This window comes from Pedobacter sp. ok626 (assembly GCF_900100435.1).
Lineage (GTDB): Bacteria > Bacteroidota > Bacteroidia > Sphingobacteriales > Sphingobacteriaceae > Pedobacter.
Genome location: NZ_FNEX01000019.1, coordinates 84740 through 104435, shown reverse-complemented (window position 1 = coordinate 104435; position 19696 = coordinate 84740). Strand labels below are relative to the sequence as shown.

General features: G+C 40.8%; 12 protein-coding genes. 4 read left to right on the top strand and 8 right to left on the bottom strand.

All coding sequences use genetic code 11. The features are described 5' to 3' along the window. Positions 1-18 precede the first annotated feature (18 nt). Genes BLS35_RS22925 through eat form a run of 5 tightly spaced genes read right to left on the bottom strand, consistent with a single transcriptional unit; the run spans position 19 to position 5968 of the window. The gene (locus BLS35_RS22925) at positions 19-1383 is read right to left on the bottom strand and encodes an aldehyde dehydrogenase family protein (protein WP_090785756.1); all 1365 of its coding nucleotides are present in this window, start codon (positions 1381-1383) and stop codon (positions 19-21) included. After that, on the bottom strand, positions 1380-2096 hold the full coding sequence (locus BLS35_RS22920) for a gamma-glutamyl-gamma-aminobutyrate hydrolase family protein (protein ID WP_090785755.1): 717 nt from the start codon (positions 2094-2096) through the stop codon (positions 1380-1382). Before BLS35_RS22920 ends, BLS35_RS22925 begins: the two co-directional genes overlap by 4 nt. A gap of 31 nt (positions 2097-2127) precedes the next feature. Then, the gene (locus BLS35_RS22915) at positions 2128-3276 is read right to left on the bottom strand and encodes an iron-containing alcohol dehydrogenase (protein WP_090785754.1); all 1149 of its coding nucleotides are present in this window, start codon (positions 3274-3276) and stop codon (positions 2128-2130) included. 20 nt (positions 3277-3296) lie between these two features. Continuing rightward, entirely contained in the window at positions 3297-4655 is a 1359-nt protein-coding gene (locus BLS35_RS22910; protein WP_090785753.1) for a glutamine synthetase family protein, read from the bottom strand. After that, positions 4652-5968, bottom strand: coding sequence for an ethanolamine permease (gene eat / locus BLS35_RS22905; RefSeq protein WP_090785752.1), 1317 nt, complete (start codon positions 5966-5968; stop codon positions 4652-4654). Before eat ends, BLS35_RS22910 begins: the two co-directional genes overlap by 4 nt. Positions 5969-6230: 262 nt before the next feature. Here eat and nagB point away from each other — a divergent pair, with 262 nt between their 5' ends. The 3 genes from nagB to BLS35_RS22890 all read left to right on the top strand — a co-directional run bounded on the left by nagB (position 6231) and on the right by BLS35_RS22890 (position 12338). Continuing rightward, positions 6231-8150, top strand: coding sequence for a glucosamine-6-phosphate deaminase (gene nagB / locus BLS35_RS22900; RefSeq protein ID WP_090785751.1), 1920 nt, complete (start codon positions 6231-6233; stop codon positions 8148-8150). 67 nt (positions 8151-8217) lie between these two features. Continuing rightward, positions 8218-9375 (top strand): acyltransferase family protein, encoded by a 1158-nt coding sequence (locus BLS35_RS22895; protein ID WP_090785750.1) that lies wholly within the window; start codon positions 8218-8220, stop codon positions 9373-9375. A 98-nt stretch (positions 9376-9473) separates the two neighbouring features. Beyond that, complete coding sequence (locus BLS35_RS22890; protein WP_090785804.1) at positions 9474-12338, top strand: M16 family metallopeptidase; 2865 nt, start codon at positions 9474-9476, stop codon at positions 12336-12338. Between the two features lie 74 nt (positions 12339-12412). Here BLS35_RS22890 and BLS35_RS22885 read toward each other — a convergent pair whose 3' ends face one another. Continuing rightward, the gene (locus BLS35_RS22885) at positions 12413-13969 is read right to left on the bottom strand and encodes a glycoside hydrolase family 10-like protein (RefSeq protein WP_090785749.1); all 1557 of its coding nucleotides are present in this window, start codon (positions 13967-13969) and stop codon (positions 12413-12415) included. A gap of 177 nt (positions 13970-14146) precedes the next feature. On the opposite strand from BLS35_RS22885, the gene BLS35_RS22880 reads away from it, so the two are divergent. Next, positions 14147-15055: a hypothetical protein gene (locus BLS35_RS22880; protein ID WP_090785748.1), complete on the top strand. Its 909-nt coding sequence runs from the start codon at positions 14147-14149 to the stop codon at positions 15053-15055. Here BLS35_RS22880 and BLS35_RS22875 read toward each other — a convergent pair. Continuing rightward, positions 15047-18769, bottom strand: a complete 3723-nt coding sequence (locus BLS35_RS22875) for a sensor histidine kinase (protein ID WP_254779065.1) — start codon at positions 18767-18769, stop codon at positions 15047-15049. The two genes, BLS35_RS22880 and BLS35_RS22875, sit on opposite strands and share 9 nt — an antisense overlap. A 35-nt stretch (positions 18770-18804) precedes the next feature. Then, on the bottom strand, positions 18805-19683 hold the full coding sequence (gene fabD / locus BLS35_RS22870) for an ACP S-malonyltransferase (RefSeq protein WP_090785747.1): 879 nt from the start codon (positions 19681-19683) through the stop codon (positions 18805-18807). Between the last annotated feature and the right edge of the window lie 13 nt (positions 19684-19696).

The following is a 19696-nucleotide window of genomic DNA, read 5'->3' as shown; positions in this document are numbered from 1 at the left end:
AAGTAGTAATAAACTTAGCTAAGTTCTAAGGTGCCAAGCTTTAGGTTTGGTAAAAGCGCGCAAACCTTGATGAGATAGCGTTGCCCCAATACCGGAATGTCGTCTGCCACTCCAGGGAAGACCAGCACTTACCCTATCGCAGCAATTCCAGTAACCGGTACCCGAATCTATCTGAGAAAGAATATGCTTTGCTCTATTCATGCTTTCCGAATAAACGGCAGCAGTTAAACCATACACCGTATCCTGCATCAAATAGATGGCCTCAGCATCGTCATCTACCTTCATAATGCCAATGATGGGACCAAAACTCTCTTCCTGCATTACCTTCATATGATTGGTTACATTAACCAACACAGTAGGTTCAAAATAATTGCCTTTTTGTTCTTTTCGCTTGCCGCCTGTTAAAACTAAAGCACCATGTTGCACCGCATCTTTAACCTGTTGCTCCAATACTGTAATTTGTTCCTTTCTGGTCAACGCGCCCAGATAAACGTCCGCTTCTGTTGGCGCCCCTACTTTCCAGGACTGCACTTCCTTCACAAAGGCCGCAACATAATCATCATAAACTTTTTCGTGCACAAAAATCCGTTCTACTGAACAACAACTCTGCCCATTGTTATAAAAAGCCCCATCTGCCGTTGCAGCAGCAACAGCAGCAACATCTTTTACATCACCAGCAACATATAGCGGATCTTTACCACCTAGTTCAAGCTGGCAGACCACCATTTTCGGAGCCACCCGCTCATATATATACTTCCCGGTTTTATAAGATCCGGTAAAAAAGTAACCGTCAAAATTCATATCCAGCAGATGTTCGCCAGTTTCTCTTGCACCTATAGCCACTTTAAACACATCATCAGGTAATCCCGCTTGCTTTAATAATTTTTCTATTTCCAGTCCGGTTAAAGTTGCATACTCCGAAGGTTTATACATTACCGCATTCCCCGCAATTAGCGCAGGCACCAAAACATTTACCCCTACCAGATAAGGATAATTCCAGGCCGATATGTTACATACAATACCCAAAGGATCATAGGAGATCTGTTCTTTCAATTCTGGCGTATCCGTTACAATTTCATCGGAAAGATACTGCAGCGCGTGATCTAACATCCATCGAACCCTCCCCCTTGCACCGTTGATCTCATTACGGGATTGCGATAGCGGCTTACCCACTTCCGAAGTCAATACCCTAGCAAGGCGCTCTAATTCCAATCCCAGTAATTCGTAAAACTTTTCTATGACCAGCAAACGTTGCTCCAGGCTTCTCGATGCCCAATCCTTTTGCCCCATTTTAAGCAAATTCCGTTTATGGGCAAGTGATTTGCTATCATCTTCCTTTACTGTTGTTATGATTTCTTCTGTTGCAGGGTTAACAATGTTCATCGTTTATGACTTTTGACTTCCTTAATAAACTGTTCTTTAATTTTTTGTGACAAAGGATTGAGCTCCTTTTCTTTCATCCTTTCCGGGTGCCATTGCACACCAAGCATAAAAGCCTTTCCCCTTTTATCTTTAAATTCCAATCCTTCTATAAGCGCATCTGGTGTATCTGAATAGGCATTTGCCATCAGGTTGTCGCCCAGCTTACCGGGATTAACGGCCTGGTGGTGCGCACTGTTTACCTGCCCTACCGCTTTTCCAGTTACAGCATATAACAAGCTATCTGCATCAATGTTTACACCATGAACTTTATCTTCTGAACCTTTTTTATGCAATTGGTTTACCTGCTCTCCATTATCCTCAAAAACTGCCCCACCTTCCAGGATATTGATGTATTGCATCCCCCTACAAATACCCAAAACAGGGACTTTTGCCTTTTGTGAATAGTCGTAAATTAATCGTTCAAACTCATCCCTTTCAGGCAAAAACACATCAGGTTTATAAGGATATTCTTCTGCTCCGCCATATATAGCCGGCAGCACATCAATTCCCCCTGTCAACACAAAACCATCACATTTTTCTATGTCAGCCTTATTATTTTTTTCAAAGGAAAGTTCCACAAGCTCTATTTCATCTCCAAGATCTTCGGCAGTAAACCAATTCCAATAGTTCTGAAAATTGGCTTCACTATAACTTATCCCTAGCTTCTTTTTCATCCATCTAAATTTGTTTCCAATTGCAATTTAACTAAAGCGCGCTCAAATACAAATGCTTAAAGTCAGCTCTACTCACGGGTTTCGGATTATTTGGATGGGCAAAATCGGCAAAGGCCAAATCGGCCAGGGTTTCTATATGCTCCTGCTTCACGCCAATGTCGCCCAAGTGATGTGGGATGCCAATTTTGGTATTGAGATTAAATAGGTATTCGACTACAGCCTTTCCATTTTCCTCCTTCAATTCCAATGTTCGCGCAATACGTCGAAATTTATCTTCAAAACCTTCAATATTGAATGCCATCCCATAAGGAAGATTTACGGCATTAGCCAAACCATGATGTGTATCTAATAAAGAAGAAAGTGGATGCGCAAGCGAATGTACCACACCAAGCCCCTTTTGAAAAGCGATAGCTCCCATCATTGAGGCCATTAACATTTTGCTGCGACTTTCGATATCCGGACGATTTGTCGCAGGTTCCAATGCATCCTTAATCAGCGAAATCCCTTCAAGCGCTATCCCATCACATAGTGGATGGGGATTTTTCGCCAAAAAAGCTTCCATATTGTGCGTTAATGCATCCATACCCGTAGCCGCCGTAATAAATGACGGCAAATCCATTGTCAAAACAGGATCGGCGAATACAATCTTCGCCATGAGCTTTGGCGAAAACAAAATCTTTTTCTGGTGCGTCTCGTCATCGGCAATAATTGCGCTCCGACCTACCTCACTGCCCGTGCCTGAAGTGGTTGGTACCGTAATAAAATGCGGCACCTCATTGGTCACGTAAACATCGCCTCCAATCAGATCATCGTACTTAAATAGATCCTCACGATGATTTACCCGCAGCACAATTGCCCTGGCTACATCCAGTGCAGCACCGCCACCAATTCCAATTACGCTATCTCTGGCGGTATCGTCCCAGGCCTCGGTGCCTTTATACACATCGCTTTTTACCGGATTTTTATGAATATCACTAAACACCTCTACTGCAATACCATGAATACGCAGATCACTCATAATGGTTTTAAAAAAAGGAAGCGCAGCAATGATTGGATCTGTCACGATCAATGGCCGCTTCAATCCATTTTGCCTAAGATATTCTGGTAATTCTTTAATTGCTCCGGCTCCAAACCGGATCGTAGTTGGAAAATTGTACTGATAGATGTGATCAAATGTCATAACTAATGAAATAATTGCCGTTAAATAATTTCGAAATATCTTTTTAATTCCCAATCGGTTACCGCTTTTGCATATTGACGCCACTCCCATTCTCTGGTCTGCGTAAAATGTGCGACAAAGCCTGCTCCGAACAGCTCTTCCGCTATAGCGGATTGTTTCATTCGCTGGGTAGCCTCATAAAGGTTTTGAGGCAAAACACCATTCGAGAGGTCCTTATAACCATTGCCATTGGTCGCTTCTTTATCCAGCTTCATCTTGTTTTTGATGCCATACAATCCCGCAGCCAGACAGGCTGACAAGGCCAAATAAGGATTGCTATCAGAACCTACGACACGGGTTTCCAGTCGGCAGGTCTTCGCATGACCAGGCAATGCCCTTAAGGCTACAGTCCTGTTGTCGATACCCCAGGTGAGCGTAGTTGGCGCCCAGGCTCCCTCTACCAATCGTTTATAACTATTAATGGTTGGTGCAATCATGGGTAAAATATGAGGTATACAATGCAACTGTCCGGCGATATAGCTTTTCATCAGCCCACTCATCCGATGCGGATCATTTTCATCATGAAACAGGTTTTGTTTAGAGTCCTTATCCCACAAACTCTGATGCACATGTCCACTGCATCCAGGGAGATGCTCACTGATCTTGGCCATAAAAGTAGCCATGATCCCATGCTTATACGCAATTTCCTTTACAGCAGTTTTAAATAATACCGCCTGGTCCGCAGCCACCAAAACCGAAGCATACTTTATAGCCGCTTCATATACGCCAGGCCCTGTTTCGGTATGCAAACCCTCTATTGGAATATCAAACCTACTCAACAGATCGAAAAGGTCGCTCATGTACTCATTTTTCAAAGTGCTGCGCAAAATAGAATAACCAAACATACCTGGAGTTAATGGCGTTAGGCCACTAAAGTTCTTTTGATGCGCCGTTTCGGGTGTTTCCGCAAAGTTGAACCACTCAAATTCCTGCGCAAAATAGGCCTGATAACCTGAATTTTCAGCATCTGCTAGCACTTTACGAAGCAATTGCCTTGGACAAGTATATACCGGAACAAGCTTTTCATCTACAAAATCACCCAGAAAAAAGGGGATGTTATTTTCCCATGGGATTTTCCTAAAGGTACTAAGATCCAACTTTACCAGTGCGTCAGGATAACCAGTATGCCATCCTGTAAATTTTACATTGTCGTAAGCCACATCGCCCATATCCCATCCAAAGGTTACATCGCAAAAACCCAAGCGCCCCGCAACAACCGAAGCAAACTTCTCTGCCGAGATATACTTACCCCGTAACACGCCATCAATATCGGATACGGCTATTTTTACTTTGCCTAAAGGATGCTCTTTTACATAGGCTAAAATCTCTTCTGTTGTCATCTGTCTACGGGTTTAAAAAGTTTATACAGTAAAAAAGTAATAATCAGGATCGAAAAATAAATGAGCCCCAGTGTAAGGTTAAAAATAAACATGGCAACGATGGATACTGAGGCGATCAGCAAAGAAACAATAGGAAATGCCGGAAAAAAGCGCACACGAAAAGGTCGGTGTAATTCCGGCTCATTTTTCCGGAGAATAATCACAGAGACCATAGCAACGATGTACAAGGTAAGCGCACCAAAAACAGATATGATAATAATTTCGGATGTTTTACCAGATAATAGCGCCAAAATACCAATGACCATATTTCCGATCAACGCATTGGCGGGAGTATGAAACCGAGGGGAAATTTTACCTAAAAAAGAAGGGATGTTGTGTACTCTTCCCATCTCATAAGTAGAACGACCAGCCGCAAGAATCAACCCATGAAAGGAAGCGACCAAACCAAACAGGCCTACGGTGATGAGTAAATGATACATCACATGGCTACTCCCGGTTATTTTAGCCAAAGCAAGTGGAAGTGGAGAATCTGAGGTTTCTCCAGCAATACCATTTTTATAAACAATCGTTTCCCAACCTGAAATTCCTGTCGCTGTTACAAAGACCAGCACACATAAAATGACGAGTGTAAATATAGCCCAGCCAAATCCTTTACTGATGTCTCTCTGCGGATTTTTAGTTTCCTCGGCTACATTGGCAATCCCTTCTATCCCCAGAAAAAACCAGATGGCGAAAGGAATGGCACCAAAAACACCGCTCCAACCATTGGGAAAAGCATTATGAGTAAGGTTAGAGATTTGGAATTTTGGCGCGGCCAATCCCGAGAAAAGCAACAGCTCGCCGACAGCAAAGATGGTAATGATCACTTCAAAAGAAGCTGCAGCTTTAACACCGTAAACATTTAGCGCGGTGAATACAAAATAGATGGATATGGCACTGGTAAGTATGGGCACTTGCGGAAAAAAGGCATTGAAATAAGCGCCAATTGCAAAAGCAATGGCAGGGGGAGCTAAGATAAATTCGACGATCTGGGCAATACCCGCAATAAACCCAATGTTTTTCCCCATTGCCTTATTGGCATAGTCGAACACCCCGCCGGCTTTTGGAATTGCACAAGCCAGCTCAGCATAACTAAAGGTGAAAGTGATATACATCACCATGATCACGAGGGTTGCAATAGCCATCCCCCCGGTGCCGCCTTTCTCCAGGCCCAGGTTCCAACCAAAGTACATGCCCGAGATCACGTACCCCACCCCAAGCCCCCAGAGCATGAAAGGCGTGAGCGTTTTCTTTAAACCCTTGTTTTCTGTCATTGGCTACAAACGGTTATCTTGTTATAAATATAAAACAAATACCATTACAACTTCCACTAAACCATTAAGTTAATCCTATTCCTGCAATTACAGCAGCCCAGAGAACTTTTTTGCAATACGATTTGTTATGTTACCAACCGACTAGGAGCCAGGGCTTCGCTAAAAACATTTTTTAAAAAGGACATCTTGTAATTAAAAAATTTGATAAAGTCCCAAGAGTGCCTATATTTACTGCTCCGTACAAATTTTAAGAACAAACTAAATGGCTAGATTAAATCTTCTAGAAGAAACACGCTTTGAAAAACTGCCTGTTTCTGTCTTTGAAAACCCTAAAGCAGCATCACTTAGCGTTGCTCATCGCATCGGGAAACTGATTAAGGAAAAACAAAAAAACAATGCTCAGGCAGTTTTAGGTTTAGCTACTGGAGCTACACCAATTGCCGTTTATGCCGAACTGGTAAGAATGCATAAAGAGGAGGGGTTGAGTTTTAAAAATGTGGTTACTTTTAACCTTGATGAATATTACCCTATGCAGCCAAATGCTGCGCAGAGTTATGTGACTTTCATGAATGAAAACTTATTTGATCATATCGACATCGATAAGAACAATGTGAACATTCCTGATGGTACATTGAGTTTAGAAGAAATTCCTGCATTTTGCCTGAATTATGAGAAAAAGATTGGAGACCTGGGAGGATTAGATATACAAATCCTCGGTATCGGACGTACAGGTCACATCGGTTTCAATGAGCCAGGTTCTGCACCAAACTCTGGAACACGTTTGGTTACACTAGACGACTTGACCAGAAGAGATGCGGCAAGGGACTTTGGGGGTAAATCTTTTGTTCCAACAAAAGCAATTACAATGGGTGTGGGTACTATTTTCAAAGCCAGGGAAATTATCCTAATGGCTTGGAATAAGAAAAAAGCACCGATCATTAAAAAAACTGTTGAAGGAGAAATTTCAAGTGAAGTTCCTGCAACTTACTTACAATTATCTCAGCATGTTGAGTTCATTTTAGATCAGGATGCAGCTTCAATGCTAACCCGTTTCGATACACCTTGGTTGGTTAAGGATTGTGTATGGGATGAAAAAATCACTAGAAAAGCTGTAATCTGGCTTTCTAATACACTTAAAAAACCAGTATTAAAACTTACAGAAGACGATTACAACAACCATGGCATGGCTCAGTTGGCTGTTGAAAAAGGTCCTGTTTACAATATCAACATCGATATATTTAATAAACTACAGCATACCATTACAGGTTGGCCAGGTGGTAAACCTAATGCTGATGATTCGCAAAGACCGGAGCGTGCAGAGCCGGCTAAAAAGCGTTCAATCATTTTCTCACCGCACCCTGATGACGATGTAATCTCTATGGGTGGCACATTTATCCGCCTTGCTGATCAAAAACAAGATGTTCACGTAGCCTACCAAACTTCAGGTAACACTGCCGTATGGGATGATGACGCATTACGTTTTGTTGAATTCAACATCGACTTTTCTGAAAAAATGGGTCTTGATACTACAGAGTTAAAATCTTTGTATCAGAACATGCGGTCTTTCATGGAGAAAAAGAAACCTAATCAAATTGACACGCCTGAAATTCAAACCGTAAAAGGTCTAATCAGAAAAGGTGAAGCCATCGCTGGTGCACGTTATTGCGGATTAGCAGATGACCATATTCACTTTATGGCTTTACCATTCTATGAAAGTGGAAAAAGCCAGAAAAACCCAGTGACCGAAGCTGACGTGGTGCTAACAATGGAATTGCTACAAAAGGTAAAACCTCATCAGGTATTTGCAGCAGGCGACTTTGAGGATCCGCATGGAACGCATATCGTTTGCTTCAACATCATTTTAGAAGCGTTAAAACGTTTAGCTAAAACTGAGGATTGGGTTAAAGATTGCTGGTTATGGATGTACCGTGGTGCATGGCAGGAATTTGAGACGCATGAAATTGAAATGGCTGTGCCGCTTAGCCCGCAAGAAGTTGAGCGTAAAAAAATGGCTATTTTCAAACATCAGTCGCAAAAAGATACCGCTGTTTTCCCGGGAGATGATCCAAGAGAATTCTGGCAACGTGCTGAAGACAGAAACAGAGAAACAGCTCAGGCTTATGACAGTTTAGGTTTAGCTGAGTACGAAGCGATGGAAGCTTTTGTACGCTATAAGTTCTAGTTAAATTATTATATTTATAACCGCTATCCTTAAACGATAGCGGTTTTTTTTGTTTAAAATCATTCATATGGCCCAATCTCAAATTTCGCAGGAAGCGCCTGCCAGGTTACTATCTTTGGATTTTTTCAGGGGTGCAACGGTTGCAGCAATGATACTGGTTAATAATCCTGGAGATTGGGGTAATATTTATGCACCACTAGAACACGCCAGCTGGAATGGATGTACACCTACAGACCTGATTTTCCCATTTTTCCTGTTTATTGTGGGCGTATCGATCGCTTATGCGATGGGCAGCAAGAAAGCGGACCCAGCTACACATGGAAAAACTATCTTAAAGGCACTTAAAAGAGGGCTTATCTTATTTGGACTTGGCCTCTTCTTATCACTCTACCCTAAAGTTTTCAGCGAGCCTATTGAAGCCTTTCAACATGTACGAATCCCTGGGGTATTACAACGAATAGCCATTGTATTTTTTATCTCGGCCGTTATTTTTCTTAAAAGCTCAGAAAAGAACGTTTTCAAAATCCTGATTGCCATACTCGCTATTTACTGGGTACTGATGACCTTCGTTCCTGTTCCGGGTGTTGGTTATGCCAACCTGGAGAAAGAAACCAATCTGGGCGCCTGGTTAGACCGTAGCATCCTTTCAGAAGCTCATTTATGGAAGGCAGCTAAAACATGGGACCCCGAGGGGATTTTAAGTACCCTTCCCGCAATTGCAAGCGGTCTTTTTGGTGTATTGGTAGGCGTATACTTAAAACGCAAAGACATTGAGCCAGCAACGAAGATCGCCTGGTTGTTTTGCACAGGAACAGCAGCTGTTGCCCTGGGCTTACTGTGGGACTTGCAGTTTCCAATTAACAAATCGCTTTGGACAAGCTCTTTTGTGCTTTATACCGGTGGTTTGGCCACAATCATCCTATCTTTCTGCTATTGGATCATCGACATTCAAAAATACAACCGCTTTACCAAACCTTTTGTGGTGTATGGTGTAAATGCAATCACCGTATTCTTCCTTTCAGGACTAATCCCAAGAACTTTGGGTATGTTTACTGTAAAGGCTGGCGATGGAACAGAAATAAATCTTCAGGCTTGGTTATATTCTGGCTTTACAGGCTGGCTATCCCCGATCAATGCCTCCCTTGCATGGGCCATAACCTATATTATATTCTGGCTAGTGGTACTTTGGGTAATGTACAACAGAAAAATCATCATCAAGGTTTAGTTTTAATCCCCTGGAACCTGGTTCCATTTGTTAAATTATGTTAAATTTTTATCATCTATACTAAGGCCTTAGTAGGTTTGATGGTAAACTTATTATTCATGAGAAAAAATTATAGCGTCCTTTGCATGGGACTTGCAGTTATTTTCGCTGTAAACACGCCCGGGTACGCCCAGAAAAAAGCTACTGTTGTAAAAAAACCGACAACTACTGTAGCTAAAAAGGTTGATGGGGATATCATTCCTAACGACCCCAATGTAAAAATTGGAAAGCTTGCCAATGGCCTTACCTATTATATCAAAAAAAATACTGAGCCTAAAAAAAGGGCAGAACTGTATCTAGCTACACGTATTGGTTCCTTAATGGAAGACGATAACCAACAAGGATTAGCCCACTTTACAGAGCACATGGCATTTAATGGAACAAAAGATTTTCCAAAAAATGAGATGATCAATTATCTACAGAAAGCCGGGATACGCTTTGGGGCCGACCTTAATGCCTACACCAGCTTTGACCATACCGTTTATCAATTGCCTATCCCTACCGATAGCATAGCCCTATTTAAAACCGGCTTTAAAATATTAGCCAACTGGGCTGGTAAAATTGTAATGGAGGGTGATGAAATTGACAAAGAACGTGGTGTAATTGTAGAAGAGGATCGAGAGCGCGGAAAAAATGCACAAGATCGTATGAGCAAGCAATTACTGCCGCTATTATTGAAAGGATCACGCTATGCTGATCGTTTGCCTATTGGTAAAATAGACATCTTAAACACCTTTACGCACGACAAAATCAGAAACTTTTATAAAGATTGGTATAGACCAAACTTACAGGCTGTAATTGCTGTTGGTGATTTTGATGTGAATGAAGTTGAGCAACTGATTAAAGCCAACTTTTCCGGCCTTACTAATCCAGCAAGCCCAAGACCTCGTCCAAGCTACGATTTGCCTGACAACAAAGCAGCACTTGTAAAAATCATTACTGATCCTGAGCAACAGTATAATGTAGCACAGATCATGTACAAACAACGTGGGAACACCACAAAAACTACTGCTGATTACAAAAAGAGCATGATGTACAGTATGATCAACAGCATGCTTGGTGCAAGAATGCAAGAGATCATGCAAAAAGATAATGCACCATTTATCCAGGGACAAAGCGGATTTGGTGCTTACCAGGGTGGCTTGGTACCGAACATTAATGCCTTTCAATCTGCCGCAGTATCTAAAACAGGCGCCACACTTGAAAAGGCTTTTACAGCAGTACTTGCAGAGAATGAGCGTATGACCAAATATGGCTTCATGCAATCTGAATTGGATGTAGCTAAAAAGAACATGGCCGCCAGTAACGAAATGAGGTTAAAGGAAAAGGACAAAATACAGTCTTCAGCTCTCGTAAAGAGATACCTGAACAATTTCCTAACGGGATCAATCATTCCTTCGACTGAAGTATCTTATGAGTTGACTAAAAAAGCCCTTGCTAGCATCACTCTTGATCAGGTTAATGCATTAGCAAAAACGTTGATCACTAAAGAAAATCAAATCATCATTGTACAGGCTCCGGAGAAAGAAAAAGCAAACCTTCCTACGGAAGCTCAATTGCTTGCTGCATTAAAAAATGCAGGAAACAATGTAACCGCGTATGTCGACAATACGGTAGACAAACCTTTATTGGATAAAAAACCAGTAGCTGGAAAAGTAGTAGCTGAGAAAAAATTTGATAAAATCGGAGTTACTGAGCTTACGCTAAGCAATGGCATTAAGGTATTGCTTAAGCCTACTGATTTTAAAAATGATCAGATCATTTTCAGTTCATTCTCTAAAGGCGGTACTTCATTGGCTACCGACGCCAATTTCAGATCTGCAGAAATGGCTAGCCTAATCTCTCAAAGTGGTGTGGCTGAGTTTAACCCAACACAATTGAACAAATTAATGGCCGGAAATACCGGAAGCGGTGGCAGTTATATTAGCGATTTATACCAGGGATATGGTGGTAGTTCTACTCCAAAAGATCTGGAATCAGCCTTCCAAATGGTTTATGCTTATGCAACCAACCCACGTAAAGATGTAGAGATCTTCAATAAGAGCATTAGCGATTATAAAGTGAGTCTGGAGAATAAAAATTCGAGCCCGGAAAGTGTTTTTGCCGATACAGTACAAGCGGTATTGTCATCTTACCACAAACGTGCGATGCCTACAAACCTATCGGATTTGGATAAAATATCACTGGATGAAGCATACAACTTCTATAAAGATCGTTTTGCGGACAACAGCGAGCAAACTTTTGTAATTGTAGGGAACTTCAATATCGAAAATATAAAACCGCTTCTTGAAACTTACATTGCAAGTTTACCCTCTTTAAATAAAAAACAAAACTTTGTTGACAATGGCATATACTCGCCAAAAGGAAAAGTTAGCAAAACAGTATACAAGGGTCTTGAAGACAAAGCGGAAGTACAATTGTACCTGCATGGTGATTACGACTATGATGCGCAAACCAATATTCAATTAGACGCCTTAAAAGCAGCTCTAGAGAATAAAATTCTAGAGCGCTTACGTGAAAAAGAAAGCGGTGTTTATAGTCCTCGGGTAGGTTTAAGCCTGAGTAAGTATCCTACCGCTCATTATTATTTCACCATTTCATTCAGCTGTGCTACGGCAAATGTTGAAAAGCTAATTGCTGCTGCTTTGGATGAGGTTGATCAGATTAAAAACAACGGCGCTACTGTTGATGACATCAGTAAATTTAGATCAGAAGAACAACGTCAAGTAGAGCTTAGCTTACGCGACAATAAGTTTTGGATGAGCTACCTAACCAATCGTTTAAAATATGGAGATGATTTGGATCAAATCCTGGATGTAAAACAAAGGTTAAACAGCGTTACTGTTGAAACTTCAAAAGCAACCGCTAAGAAATACTTAAACGAAGATAATTACATCCGTTTGGTATTGATGCCACAGAAATAAGAATTATCAGCGTAAAAAAACGGAGTGTTTATGATTAAACACTCCGTTTTTTTTGAACTATCGTCATCCTGAATTTATTCCGCGCTAGCCAATTCCTTTGTCTGGATACCTACTGGCCCACTTGGCTCACTTTCATTCTTTAATCTATCTAATGCCGTGACCAGGTAATTATAACGCTTCCCCTTTTCTACAGTCGTATCGATAAACTTAGTAAAGTCTTCGAACCTAATCCTAATGATGTTCCTCGGATCCAGCACATCAACCTTTTCTCCTTCATTAAATCGATAAACCACATAACCCGAAGCCGTTTCGCCATCGAGCGCTTTTAATGGCTTTTCCCAACTCAAGTGAACACCATCTGTATGTGCTTCGGCAATAAGGTGGAGCGGCTGATTAGGAACCACATCATCCAACCATGGCATTTGCGGAGGCAGCGCTGGATATTTATAAAAGTTATTCTTTAGCGAGTCGCCAAAAGCACGGCCAACAGTAGAAAAGGACTTGGAACTAAAGAATACGCTTCCCTGTATCAGGTTACTCTTTCTAATGTGCCTGATCTGATTAGGAATCTGATTAGATAAAGCCCAGGCAGCCTCCTTTTTTGTGGTTCCATTATGAATCAAATAAGGGCCCTGTCCGATATACAAATGTCTGCCATAGGTATTATTCGTCCACCAGTCAACTATGGTCGCAAAAGGCGCCGCTTTACGCGTAAAACTAAAATATACCTGTGGGTTAATATAATCTACCCAACCTTCTTTAATCCACTTACGTGAATCTGCATACAGTTCTGAATAATTAGACAAGCCATTAGTTGCAGATCCGAGGCTATCTTCAGAAAGATTTTTCCAGATACCAAAAGGGCTTACACCGAACTTCACGTACTTTTTGTAATGGTGAATACTGTCGTCCAACTGTTTAATCAGCAAATTAACATTGTTCCGGCGCCAGTCGCTCACATTAGTAAAACCGTTCGGAAATTTGTTAAACGTTGCCGCATCATTTATTGTTTGTCCAGCAATTTTATAAGGATAAAAATAATCGTCGAAATGGATACCATCCACATCATATCCTTTTACAACATCCAAAATCACCTGAACAATATATTCTCTTACTTCGGGTATTCCGGGATCGAATTGTTTTTTACCGCCATACACGAAAAACAAATCAGGCCGTTTTCTGGTCATGTGATCAGGGCTAACCACAGCATTGGCACTAGTGGTTGCCCGGTAAGGATTAAACCAGGCATGGAGCTCCATTCCCCTAAAATGAGCTTCTTTAATGGCAAACTCCAAGGGGTCATACCCCGGAGCAGGTGCCAGACCTTGTTTACCCATTAGCCACTGGCTCCAGGGCTCTCTCGATTTAGTATAAAAGGCATCTGCAGCAGGTCGTACCTGCAACATAATCGCATTCATACCATTTGCTTTATGCTGTTCCAACAGGCCAATTAGCTCCTGTTTTTGTTGGTCAACGCTAAGTCCAGGCTTAGATGGCCAGTCAATATTAGCAACAGTTGCAACCCACACCCCTCTAAACTCTCTTTTTGGAGCAATTTTTGATGGGGTTTGCGCAATTAGGGAAATTGGGATTATAACTAATAATAGTGCATAAATTAGTATTTTAAACATCTTTTGTAATTAGTGGTGACTTAAATTGGTTTCATTTTGTTGTGTTCAGTATACAGTATTAGCTCTGAATCTAGCAATTAAACGAATTTTTTTTAGCTCTCATACAAATTGAGTGTTTTTTTACCTAATCATGCATTTTAATGCCGTCCCTATTTAACGGCTTATTTGAATTAAAAAATGTCAAACCAAAATGATACTGTCAATCAAGGCGACCGCAACAAAATTTACTTTTTGATTGTAGTTATCGCGGCTTTACTTGGCACAAACCTTTATTTATACATTAAAGATGAACAGCAAAGCGGACGTTTTGTGTCCATTAATACCGAAAAAGACCGGTTAAAACTGGAGGTAGAAAAAATTGAAGTAGAGTTGGACAAAGCGAACGACCTCAATTTAGTCTTGACCGGAAAACTTCAGGAGGAACAGCAATCCGCACGACAAAAGATAGCAGAACTGAAGCTCGCCTTACAAAAAGGCACCTTAACTCAGGCCAGTTTAATCGCAGCCCAAAAAGAAGTTCGTGAGCTGAGGCAATTTGTGAGTATCCATAACGAACAGATTCTACGTTTGGAACAAGAAAATTTATCCTTAAAAACCCAACGGGATAGCTTAAGAGCTACTGTGAGCACAGAAAAATTCAAGACAGGTGAATTAGAGAAAAAGAATGCCGAACTGAATGCAAAAGTTAAAACAAGTGCTGCTTTAAAAGCAAACAATGTTCAGATTACAGCCTATAAGATTAAAAGTAGTGGTAAAAACATCGAAGTAACACGTGCAAGTACAGCTAAGAAACTAAGCGTAAAATTCACTATCGTTCCCAATCAGCTTGCCGAGAAAAACAACCATACGATCTACCTTCGCATTTTTGATCCTGTTGGTAACCTGATTGCCAACGAGCGCAATATGTTTGAAGCTGATGGACAGGAAATGCAATACACTTCATCGACTTCCATAACTTACTCCAGCGATGACACTTCTTACGTGATGGACTGGATTAACCCTAATCCTTTTATCAAAGGCGACTATTCCATCATTTTATACGCAGATGGTTTTACCATGGGTAAAGCATCAATTAACTTAAGATAAGGGAAAGCTAATATAAAAAGTAGTCCCCATATCTGTTACAGATTTAAAACCAACCGTTCCCCCAGCATTCTCTACCGCTTGCTTAACAAAGGCCAATCCTAATCCCGTTCCGGACGATTTAGTCGTGAAATTCGGCACAAATATCTTATCCTGCAAATAGGTATCTATACCCTTTCCATTATCCTCCACTTCTATAAATACGTGCGATTCATCCTGAACAATACGAATCTTGATGACACATTTATCGCTGAGATTACCGGCCTCAATTCCATTCTTCAATAGATTATTAAACGTACGAAGCAATTGATCTTTATCGCCCAGCACAACCAGCTCTGTAGTGGCATGATTAAAGATATAAATCTCTGCATCTTCTGTATTCGTGAAAACATTTCTCGCCTGCTCAATGATCGGTAATAGCGCTAGTTTTTCCAGCTTAGTATCAGGCATTTTTGCAAAATTTGAGAACTCTGAGGCTATGGTAGACAGACTGTCTATTTGCTCAATAAATGATTTATTGAACCTTTCAAACTTCTTTTCAAAATTAGGATCTTTCTCTTTCCAGGATTTCTCGAGCAGCTGAACACCCAATTTTAATGGCGTCAGTGGGTTTTTAATTTCATGGGCAACCTGTTTGGCCATCTCCCGCCAGGCGCTCTCCCGTTCAGATCGTGCCAACTTAGTAGCACTCTCTTCCAAAGCAGCAATCATCTTATTGTACTCTTTTATCAAAGAGCCGATCTCATCATGTCGCGACCATTGAATAGGTTGATTCTTTTGTCCGAGCTTGGTTTTTCGGATACTGTCCTGTATAAATGTAAGTGGACTGGTAATTTGATTGGCCAGGAAAACTGCAAGGATACCTATCGCCACAAACACCAGTGCATAAATATTAATCAGGGTATTGATAAAAAGGCCAATTTTACTTTGATAATCTGCTTCATTCCCATAATATGGTAGGCCAATATAAGCGATCGTTTTATTCTCGGCATTTCTTATGGGTGCATATGCCGATGCATACTTAAAATCCCCAATCTGCTCTGAAGGGTTAATATACTCGGATACCTGTTGCAATTTAAGATAGATATAAGCGGTAGCCTCCATCTTTTTGCCAATGATCCCAAAGTCGTATATCTTTGGCAACGAGGTAAAACGAACATTTCCGTTGGTATCAAAAAGATTCAGGTAGGCCGCATTAACATTCGCAAACTGATTAAAATCAGCCTCGGTTTGATCGTTTGCATCAGGAATAGCCCCTGAACTAAAAACCACTTTTTCGTAAGCTAACTGAACCTTCCTGATCTTTTCTTTTATCAGAGTTTCCTGTTGTTTGCGATACTCATCACGTATATAAAAATAGGTTGTCCAACCTACGATCAATAAGGTAGCTACCACCGAAAGTACGATGGAGAACTGAATCCGGGTTTTGTAAAGGATCTTATTTGCATTAATCATTAAAGACCGGTTGATATTAAACCAACCACCCCAACTTTCATCAATATTTTTGATGAGCCAGATTAACGCATAAAGCGTAACTGAAAAAATAATAAAAACAAGGAAGAAAAATGACAACGTAGCCAGCCTTACCACATAGGAAACCCGCTCCTTACTGATCACAATCATCTTGGAATTGGCTGGCATATACACTAAATGGGTATAACCGAGTGTATCGCGGATAACTTCGCCTTTCCCTACTTCTCCTTTAAACCCAGCATTGGATAGCTTGTAAGTAAACTTACCCGATTGGTTGATCAGTCTACCCGAGTTGTAAAAGGCAAAAGAATAATTGGTATAATCTTCCTCTCCTTTAATCTTGCCATCTACCAATATCTCTGGAAGTTGGCTATTATAGTTGTATTGAGGCGATTTGAGGTCTATCACCAAAGTGCCCAACCTATGGTTATCCACAAATATCGGTATGATCCCAAAATAATTCTGATAACCAAAAGTATAGTTTAACCTATAGAAGGATCTGGATTCGGGCACCTTGACAGAGCCCGACTTTACTAAATCTTTATAATAACTAAGTGGAACACCACCTTTATTTGATATCGCGGAATCCTGCCGATTATATTCGTACAAATTGTATTCGTACTGGGTAAGATATCCGCCAAGCAATATTTTATTGACGTGTTTCTCTAAATCAAAGGTGCCATCCAGAACTGGTCTTTTAAAATACTCCGCAATAAAGGCATCTGTAAAAACAGCTTTTTCCAGACTTTCGATAGAACTGATAATCTTTGGATCATCGGCATAGCCCAATTTTTTAGCAATGTTGTAGCGCTTACTTTTATCCTTTTCATCTGTAAACCTCAAATATTTAATGGAGGTAATGAAAGCCAAACAGAAAAATAAGGCCGCAAATATCCCTATAGAGAACTTATTCTTCCGTATATAGATATTCCAGCCCATAATAAAAATAAAGAGCGCATACGCGATAAAAAATATGCTAAATCCGTCTTCAATTCTGTAAATGAGGTAGGCAAAAAATGCTGCAAGGAATAAGGCCAAACGTTCCTTGTTGGTCACGTTGAGCTGCAGTGTTTGCTGCATGGCGATGTTTCCAATCAGATAAACATTAAACCAGACCAGACATAAAATGAAAATACTGATCCAGCTAATCCAGCCCAGGTTAACAATATTGGTGATGTTAAAATTAATCTTCGAATTCATGATCAAGCCATGAAAGACCTGATCAAACAAGAAAGCCAATCCTGAAAAGCCCAGCAATAGAATCAAATGCAGGACTATTCCCCCTACTTTACTTCCTGCCAGCCAATCAGGGACTTTATATTTATCCCGGTAGGTATAAGCGAACAAAACCACCCAGGTAATGGCAATTACATTGAGTAAAAAGTCGCCCAGAGAGGGAAGGAAAAAACTCTCCCCAAATATAGCTGGACTAAATATCTGCAGATTGAATTGGTGATTAAACCATCCATATTCCAGGTCTGTAATCCTAACAGCTAGAAAGAAGACCGCCAGCAATAACGTTCCAGTTAGTAAATACCCTTTTCTTACCAACCAGGCACATAAAGAGTTTAAAAACAGGCAAAAGCTAAAAAGACCAACTACCCATAACCAAACTTCTATAGTCCCGTAAATACTTTTAGATGCCCCTTGTTTTAATTTGACTTCAAATAATGGCTCTCCATTAAGGTTTTTTATCCCATATACATCTGGATCCGAATAAGTTGCCAGCGACAAGGAGTTAGAAGGAGAAAGGTATTTTGAGATGATATTTTCGAGGTAATTATTTTGAATATCAAAGTGGCTCTTTACTTCAATTAGAAAAACAAGGGTATAATCGCCCGAAGTTTTCTTGATCAACTCATAGAAGCCATTGCGGAGGCTTTCAAAAGAGGAACCTTCCTTAACCGTTTTTGGGTCGGCAGGAAACACATTGAATGAACTCCAGAACTTAAGTTCAGAATTTTTATACACCAATAAACCAACGCCCTTATCGGAATAGCTTTTGATAAAATCTGCGCTGGCACGTTCGTTCTGATCAAACTGCTTAGCCCGCTCCACTTGTAGCGAGTCTGACAAGAAATCGTAAACCGTTTGCTCTTTAGTTTTAAGATTTTCCTGAAGCTGATGGGCATCGTACTTGAGCAGGTCCCTTTTGGTGATAGAGTGCTTTAAAGATAGGGCTGTAACAATACAACAAGCGCCCAGTATTAATAAAAGAAATCTAATTTTACCTCTTATACTCACGCTTGTTATATTATTTAAGGATTCTTCATAGCTCACTAAGCTGAAGCAGAACTGGTCTGCACGGCTCTATTTACTTTTTTAACTAGTCCCTGTAATACATTTCCCGGGCCAACTTCTACAAATTCATCAGCACCATCAGCAAGCATACGCTCAATCGTCTGTGTCCACTTCACTGCGCCAGTTAATTGCGTAATCAAGTTATTTTTTATTTTTTGAGGATCAACGTTTGGAACCGGATCTACATTCTGATAAATAGGACACACTGGAGGAAGTACAGTTACTTTTTCTATCGCTTCCTGAAGTTCCAGACGCGCTGGCTCCATTAATGGAGAATGGAAAGCGCCACCAACATTAAGTTTCAATGCACGTTTTGCTCCTGCTTCAGTTAATTTTTGACAGGCAATATCTACCCCTTCAATACTTCCGGAAATAACGATTTGTCCCGGGCAGTTATAATTAGCCGCTACAACTACTTCAGGAATCTCTTTACATACATTTTCAACGATCTCATCTGCCAATCCAAGAATAGCCGCCATTGTTGAAGGCTCTAATTCACAAGCTTTTTGCATCGCATTTGCACGAGTGATCACCAATCTAAGTCCATCTTCGAAAGATAGTGCGTTAGCCGCAACAAGGGCGGAGAATTCACCTAATGAATGTCCAGCTACCATATCCGGCTTAAAAGCATCACCTAATGTTTTAGCAAGAATTACAGAATGTAGAAATATCGCAGGTTGGGTAACTTTAGTTTGCTTCAACTCTTCATCGCTGCCAGAGAACATGATATCGCTAATGCGGAAACCGATAATTTCATTGGCTTGCTCAAATAAGGCTTTTGCAACTTCGTTTTCGTAGAGTTCTTTACCCATGCCCGAAAACTGAGCGCCCTGGCCTGGAAATATATATGCTTTCATTTATTTTTTATGT